The sequence below is a fragment of the Streptomyces sp. NPDC051286 genome (assembly GCF_044455345.1).
In the GTDB taxonomy this organism is placed as follows: domain Bacteria; phylum Actinomycetota; class Actinomycetes; order Streptomycetales; family Streptomycetaceae; genus Streptomyces.
Window position 1 is genome coordinate 1 of record NZ_JBITER010000153.1, and the last position, 1,394, is coordinate 1,394.

Annotated in this window: 1 protein-coding gene; it reads right to left on the minus strand. The window is 68.8% G+C overall.

The features are described from left to right. A partial coding sequence (locus ACIBB8_RS37905; RefSeq protein ID WP_398959967.1) for an IS110 family transposase occupies positions 1–1,157 on the minus strand: 1,157 nt, incomplete at its 3' end. Positions 1,158–1,394: the final 237 nt, after the last annotated feature.

The following is a 1,394-nucleotide window of genomic DNA, read 5'->3' on the forward strand; positions in this document are numbered from 1 at the left end:
CGCCGGTCACGGATCAGGGCCCACAGAACGTTGACGCGTCGGCGGGCGAGGGCGAGTACGGCCTGGACGTGCTTCTTCCCCTCCGCACGTTTGCGGTCGTAGAACTTCCGCGAGTTCGGGTCGTAGCGGACGCTGACCAGCGCGGAGGTGTAGAACACCCGCTGGAGCCTGCGGTGGTAGGTGACTGGCCGGTGGAGGTTGCCGCTGACCTTGCCCGAATCGCGAGGTGCCGGGGCGACTCCGGCGAAGGCCGCCAAAGCATCTGGCGAGTCGAATTCCTCCAGGCCGCCGCCGACAGCGGCGAGGAACTCCGCGCCGAGCACGGAGCCGATGCCGGGGACGCTCAGGAGGATGTCGGCGAGTTCGTGCTCGCGAAACCGGCCCTCGATGAGCTTGTCCATCTCGGAAACCTGCTGGTTGAGGGCCATCACCTCCTCGGCCAGTGTGTGGACCAGCTTCGCGATGGTCTTCTCCCCGGGGACGGCGGTGTGCTGGCGCTCGGCGGCCTCGACCGCGGCCTCGGCCAGGGATCTCGCGTTGCGGACCTTGCGGTTGGCCAGCCAGGTGGTCAGCCGCGAGATCCCGGCACGGCGGATCGCGGCCGGCGTCTGATAGCCCGTCAGCAGCCTGAGAGGCCCGGCGTTGGTGACCTCCAGGGCCCGTTCCAGGGCAGGGAACATGCTCAGCAGGGTGCCGCGCAGGCGGTTCACCGAGCGGGTGCGGTCCTCGACCAGGTCGGCCCGGCGGCCGGTCAGCAGCTTCAACTCGATGGCGGCTTCGTCGCCGGGGCGGATGGGCCGCAGGTCGCGGCGCATCCTGGCCTGGTCGGCGATGACGTAGGCGTCGCGGGCATCGGTCTTGCCCTCGCCTCGGTAGCCGTCGGAGGCCCTGTTCACCAGCCGACCGGGCATATAGAGGACTTCCTGGCCGTGGTTGATCAGCAGGGCCAGCAGCAGCGCGGGTTCCCCACCGGTCATGTCGATGGCCCAGGTGACCGGGCGGCCGGCGGCCAGGTCAAGGACGTCACCGATCAGTTTCAGCAGCTCGGGTTCGTCGTTGGCGGCCCGCCGCGACAGCAGCGTCCTGCCGTCGGCATCCACCGCGAGGCCGTGATGGTGGCCCTTGCCGCTGTCGATCCCCGCCCATATCCGGCTCATCGTGCTCCTGACGTCTGTGTTCGTTCTGTGCGTACCACGGACGACCTCGCCGGCATTGCTCTACGCAGCGACTTGTTCGCACTTCCTAATCGGCGGCCGAGTCGTCGTGGGGTGCCGGGCGGCGAAGCGAGGCAAGCCACGAGACGGCAGCCGCCTGATAGCCACACCCAGCACCCCTGGGCGACCCAACCCTACGAATGGCTCGATCAACCCGATCAAGACGGTAGAGCCGCCTGA